The following is a 5,388-nucleotide window of genomic DNA, read 5'->3' as shown; positions in this document are numbered from 1 at the left end:
GTCGACGCTCGGCACTATGACTGCGGACTATTTTTTCAAGCTGTTGTTTTTGTTCGGTGGTCAGTGTTATTTCTATCGCTTTTCTAGGCATAATGCCTAGTATAGCTGATATAATATATTATTTCTGCAATTAAACACTAGACTCTGACCAGACCGGAAAAGCCCATAAACGCCATAGACATCAGTCCGGCCGTAATCAGCGAAATGGCATTCCCTTTAAAAGGAACAGGCACATCAGCAACATCAATTTTTTCGCGAATCGTTGAAAACAACGTCAACACCATTGAAAAACCAACTGCCGCACCAAAACCATACAATGCCGATTCAAGGAATCCATTTTGTGCCTGTACGTTAAGCAGTGCTACGCCAAGTACAGCGCAATTTGTCGTAATCAAAGGCAAATAGATACCTAATACCTGATAGAGCATGGGACTGGTTTTATGAACAACCAGTTCGGTAAATTGAACAACAAATGCGATGACGACAATGAAGGTAATGGTTCTTAAATACTGCAATTCCAAAGGAATCAACAAATACTCATTCGCAAGATAGCTGCATACTGAAGACAGAGTCAGAACAAACGTAGTGGCAAAGCCCATACCCAGAGCCGTCTCAAGCTTTCTGGAAACCCCCATAAAGGGACATAAGCCTAAAAACTTAACCAGTACAAAATTGTTAACCAGGATGGTACTTACCAAAATAATTAAATAGTCTTTCATGTTGTTGCCTCATCGCTGGATTCGGAAGGCCTGCTGATTGCTTCCGTTTATTCTGAACTGCGTTTAATTAGGCCTGACTTATGGAAAAAGCCATAAAGTGAGTAATAGCGAAGTTCTGACCCTTAGCCAAAGAAATAATTCCTGAGCATTTTAATCAAGAATTAGTGGAAATAAAACATCATTTTTGATTTAAATGCAACAAAGGGCATTATATCCGGTTTCACTGACAAGAAAAAAGCCCACACCCTTTATAAAAAGTTTCGGGGCCTAAAATTCCTTTTTCAAAAGGGCGCTAAAAATAGTACGTCTAACTTTAAAAATGATCGAACCTTATTCGCAAGAAATCGAAACTCAGATACAAGGGCTTTACCATCGTCTGCCAGAGAAAAATAGACGTTTATAGGCTGGAGTTGAAGCGTTAAAGATCCCTTATGGCGGAGTAAGCTATGCGGCCCGACTGTTCGGTTGTTCGCGAGATACTGTTATGCGGGGTATCAAAGAGCTTAACCAAACCGAAACGTTACCTCAAAACCGCAGTAGAAGAGCGGGCGGAGGCAGAACGCCCGTGCTTGAGCAGCAACCGGCAATCGATGAAGTCTTTCTGCTTCTTTTGAAAAAGCATACCGCTGGGGGTCACATAAACCGTAATGCTCAATTTGAGCGTATTACTGAATTGAAAAAGGCCTATCAAGCGACTGGCAATCCTATCGTCAGTGTGGATACCAAGAAAAACGAAGTGATCGGTAATTCGTTTCGCGACCTTATAATCTATACGACCGAGAAGCAGTTCCCGCTAAGACAGAATTGCAAATCGACTAACTTATTTCATGCTCGCTCCCAAAACGCTTCTGCAGTAACCGCAACCAATCAATTATCGTTAGCTTCGGCACCAACAGAAGCACTGCTTGGCGCCGGACTATTGCCACTTTTTTTAATGCACCAGACTTAACAAAATACCGGCGGCTACCGCAGAGCCAATGACGCCGGCAACATTCGGCCCCATCGCATGCATCAGCAGAAAGTTATGAGGATTGCTTTCCAAACCCAACTTATTGGCAACTCTTGCGGCCATAGGAACAGCCGAGACACCTGCCGCGCCAATCAGGGGATTTATAGGCGTTTTACTGAATTTGTTCATTATTTTGGCCATTATCACACCCGCCGCGGTACCGATACAAAAAGCAATTGCACCTAATGCCAGTATGCCCAATGTCTCATATTTCAAGAAGGCATCGGCACTTAGCTTGGATCCGACGGAAAGACCCAGAAATATAGTCACAATATTGATCAATTCATTTTGTGCCGTTTTACTTAAGCGTTCGACGACACCGCACGTATTCATTAAATTACCGAAACAAAACATACCCACGAGTGGCGCAGCAGAAGGTAACAGCAGCGCAGTTAACAGTAACAGCATCAAAGGGAATGCGATTTTTTCGGTTTTGCTGACAATTCGAAGTTGCTCCATTTCAATCAGGCGCTCTTGTTCTGTTGTTAATGCCCGCATTATCGGGGGTTGAATTAACGGCACTAAAGCCATATAAGAGTAAGCCGCTACCGCAATCGCACCCAGCAAATCGGGCGCGAGTTTTGAGGCCACATAAATGGCCGTCGGTCCATCCGCCCCCCCGATAATTGCAATTGCAGCCGCATCCTTCATGGTGAATTCCATCCCAGGAACCAGATTCAGCGCAAGCGCGCCTAATAAGGTTGCAAATATTCCAAATTGAGCCGCCGCACCAAGAAAGAGCGTTTTTGGATTACCCAGCATAGGCCCGAAATCAGTCATGGCACCGACGCCCATAAATATCAACAGCGGGAATAAACCAGTCTTGATACCGAAATAAAGATAATAAAGCAGCCCACCTTCTTCAGACATACCCGCAACCGGTATATTACTCAAAACCGCACCGAAACCGATTGGCAGCAACAGCAAAGGCTCAAAGCCCTTTTTAATTGCCAGATACAGCAGCAAAAAACCCACCGCCATCATCAAAGTCTGTCCGGGCTGAATGCTGTAGAACCCAGTGCTCTGCCAGAGCAACATTAAATTTTCCATAGATTGTCTCGATTTAATTAGTGTTTAAACGGGTCTCAATGTGGGCAAACTGTGGTGTAAAAGCCTCAAAACAGCCCTTACTTTCCCTTTTCCAGAGGGAGACCTACCCGCACTAATACAGGACCAAGTGCCAGCGTTTCGTCCATTGGGTAATGCAATTGCAAGTGTCAACCAATAGGTTTTCACTTATAGCATATCTGCCGGTCATTCGTGCTTTTTGGGAATTATATTGAACCAAGCCTAATAGCTAAAGTTAATTCATCGCGATAAAGCAACAGGTTTCGACACGTATATTTTTCCGCAGCTCTTGCCGCACCATTTGAGAGCAATTCAATCTGTTTTTGCTCTCATTTTGTGCACCAATAGCTTGTCTAACCGAATTTATAACTATTAAACTCCATTATTTCATAGACTTATAAATTCGGCATGGTTCCTGCTTTTAGCTAACCATGGTGTCGCTTAAATACTACAATTTGTCATATAAGCAACAATGACTATAATGAAGTCAAACTTATCATTAAGTTAAAAAATTAATTAATCTGACTACTTAAACATTAAGGCTAACACCTTGTTAGTTAGAACCTTTTAATTCAAACCACAGTAGGAATCACTTATGTCAGTAAAAAACAAAATGAACACGGGATTACAGGTCACGCTCTGTAGCGCATTGCTGTGCTCCCCTCTATTTGCACACGCAGAAGGTGAAGGTGCCGTTGAAAGCCTGACAGGTGTTAACGTTAACTCCCTGAACGATTGGGGCATAGAAGTTGGCGGCTGGGTTTCAGCGGGTATTGCCGGAAATCCTGATGGCCCCAGAGACAACTTCAATGGACCAGTTACATTTAATGACCGCGCCAACGAATTCCATATGAATCAGCTCTATGGCTATATTGAAAGAGCAGTCAACACCGAAGGCAGCAACTGGGATTTCGGTTTCCGTGCCGATGTAATGTACGGCAACGACGCTCGTTCCCCCTGTGCCAATATGACCTGAGACACCTACCCCTCGGAAATTAGAGTATAAAGGTAGGTCAGAATCATGAGCAAATCGAAAGCAGAGACAATGGAATCACCACAATTAACTGCGCCGGAGGTCGCGTTGGAAGACGCCCGTAGGGCGGCTGAAAACGCGACCTCCGGCGCGCGGCCCGACTCAGAGGTGGTTGCCACCGCCCAGCGCCGACAATTTACCAGCAGCGACAAGCGCCGCATCCTGGAGGCCGCTGATCGCTGTACCCAGCTGGGTGAGGTTGGCGCTTTATTGCGCAAAGAAGGGATTTACTCCTCCCATCTGTCCACCTGGCGTAGGCAGCGAGCTGCCGATGAGCGCGCCGCGTTGGCGCCGCAAAAACGGGGGCGCAAGGCCGACCCTGCGCAGGCCGAGGATCGTCGTGTGCACCAACTTACCCAGGAAAATGAGCGTCTGCGCCGCAGACTGGCTCAGGCCAATGCCATTATTGATGTCCAAAAAAAACTTTGCGTCTTGTTCGGACTGCCGACGGACGAGACGCCGAGCGAGTCCTGCTGATGCAAGCCCTTAACCAGTTGGCCCCGGAGGTCGGCCTGGCGCCGGCTTGCGCCGCCCTGAATTTGAACCGCAGTTCGGTCTATCGCGAGGATGCCCGCCGGCGCCTCTTGGTACCTGTGCCGGTAACGCGGGTGTCCCGTCCGTCCGCCCCGCTGGCTTTCTCGACCAGTGAGCGGCAGCAACTGCTGGCGGTGCTTAACAGTGAACGCTTTGCCGACTGCTCGCCGTATTTTGTCTATGCCACTCTGCTGGACGAGGGGCGCTACATCGGCTCGGTGCGCACCTTGTACCGCGCCCTGGAGGCGGACGGCCTGTCGGCGGAGCGCAGGCGCCAACGGCTGCACCCGGTCTATACCAAGCCGGAACTCCTGGCCACCGCGCCCAATCAAGTCTGGAGCTGGGATATCACGAAACTCAAAGGCCCGGCCAAATGGACCTGTTTCCACCTGTATGTGATCCTGGATATTTTCAGCCGCTATGTGGTCGGTTGGATGGTCGCTCCGCGGGAAACCGCCGAACTGGCCGAGCAGCTAATCGCCGAAACAGTGGCCAAGCACAACATCCCGCCCAATACGCTAACCCTGCATGCCGACCGCGGTTCCAGCATGCGCAGCAAGCCGGTGGCCGCCTTGCTGGTCGATCTGGAGGTCGCCAAGACCCATAGCCGTCCTTATGTCTCAGATGACAACCCCTATTCCGAGGCCCAGTTCAAAACCCTGAAATATCGGCCTGATTTCCCCGCCCGCTTCGGATGCCTTGAAGATGCCCGCAGCCATTGCCAACGCTTCTTCCTATGGTACAACCAGTCCCATTGCCACTCGGGCATCGGTTACATGACCCCGGCCACCGTCCATTTCGACCAAGCAGCTACGGTATACCAAGCCCGTGCCAAAACCCTGGAAACGGCTTTCCACGCTAATCCTAAGCGATTCAAAGGAAAGTGCCCTTTACCACCCAGCTTGCCTAACGCCGTTTGGATTAATCCGCCTATTAACACAAAGGGAGAAACTTGACCCATAAATACACAACAATTAGACACTAAATAAAACAACTGGGTGTCTCAATGTCATTGACACATTCCG

Annotated in this window: 5 protein-coding genes; 3 read left to right on the top strand and 2 right to left on the bottom strand. The window is 48.1% G+C overall.

Annotation, left to right across the window (positions count from 1 at the left end):
* Nucleotides 1-137: 137 nt before the first annotated feature.
* Nucleotides 138-719 carry an electron transport complex subunit RsxA gene (gene rsxA / locus Q7V32_RS13935; RefSeq protein WP_304897591.1) on the bottom strand — a complete coding sequence of 194 codons (582 nt, stop codon included), beginning with the start codon at nt 717-719 and terminating at the stop codon, nt 138-140.
* Nucleotides 720-1,284: 565 nt separating this feature from the next.
* Here rsxA and Q7V32_RS13930 point away from each other — a divergent pair.
* Complete coding sequence (locus Q7V32_RS13930; RefSeq protein ID WP_304897590.1) at nt 1,285-1,668, top strand: hypothetical protein; 384 nt, start codon at nt 1,285-1,287, stop codon at nt 1,666-1,668.
* On the opposite strand, the gene Q7V32_RS13925 is transcribed toward Q7V32_RS13930, so the two are convergent.
* Entirely contained in the window at nt 1,651-2,778 is a 1,128-nt protein-coding gene (locus Q7V32_RS13925; protein ID WP_304897589.1) for a sodium ion-translocating decarboxylase subunit beta, read from the bottom strand. The two genes, Q7V32_RS13930 and Q7V32_RS13925, sit on opposite strands and share 18 nt — an antisense overlap.
* A 613-nt stretch (nt 2,779-3,391) precedes the next feature.
* On the opposite strand from Q7V32_RS13925, the gene Q7V32_RS13920 reads away from it, so the two are divergent.
* Both Q7V32_RS13920 and Q7V32_RS13910 read left to right on the top strand, forming a co-directional pair.
* Nucleotides 3,392-3,772: an outer membrane beta-barrel protein gene (locus Q7V32_RS13920; RefSeq protein WP_304897588.1), complete on the top strand. Its 381-nt coding sequence runs from the start codon at nt 3,392-3,394 to the stop codon at nt 3,770-3,772.
* Between the two features lie 69 nt (nt 3,773-3,841).
* A protein-coding gene (locus Q7V32_RS13910) for an IS3 family transposase (protein WP_370691466.1) occupies nt 3,842-5,319 on the top strand; the annotation gives its coding sequence in 2 pieces (ribosomal slippage) (nt 3,842-4,271 and nt 4,271-5,319; 1,479 coding nt in all).
* Nucleotides 5,320-5,388 lie beyond the last annotated feature (69 nt).

Origin of the sequence: Methylicorpusculum sp., from assembly GCF_030651835.1 — a bacterium.
GTDB lineage: Bacteria > Pseudomonadota > Gammaproteobacteria > Methylococcales > Methylomonadaceae > Methylicorpusculum.
Note: the sequence above shows the minus strand (reverse complement) of the source record. Positions and strands in the feature narration are given on the sequence as shown.

Bases quoted from the DNA above. Each gene is read 5' to 3' on its own strand.
- rsxA (WP_304897591.1), bottom strand. From the start codon at position 719: ATGAAAGACTATTTAATTATTTTGGTAAGTACCATCCTGGTTAACAAT.
- Q7V32_RS13920 (WP_304897588.1), top strand. From the start codon at position 3,392: ATGTCAGTAAAAAACAAAATGAACACGGGATTACAGGTCACGCTCTGT.
- Q7V32_RS13925 (WP_304897589.1), bottom strand. From the start codon at position 2,778: ATGGAAAATTTAATGTTGCTCTGGCAGAGCACTGGGTTCTACAGCATT.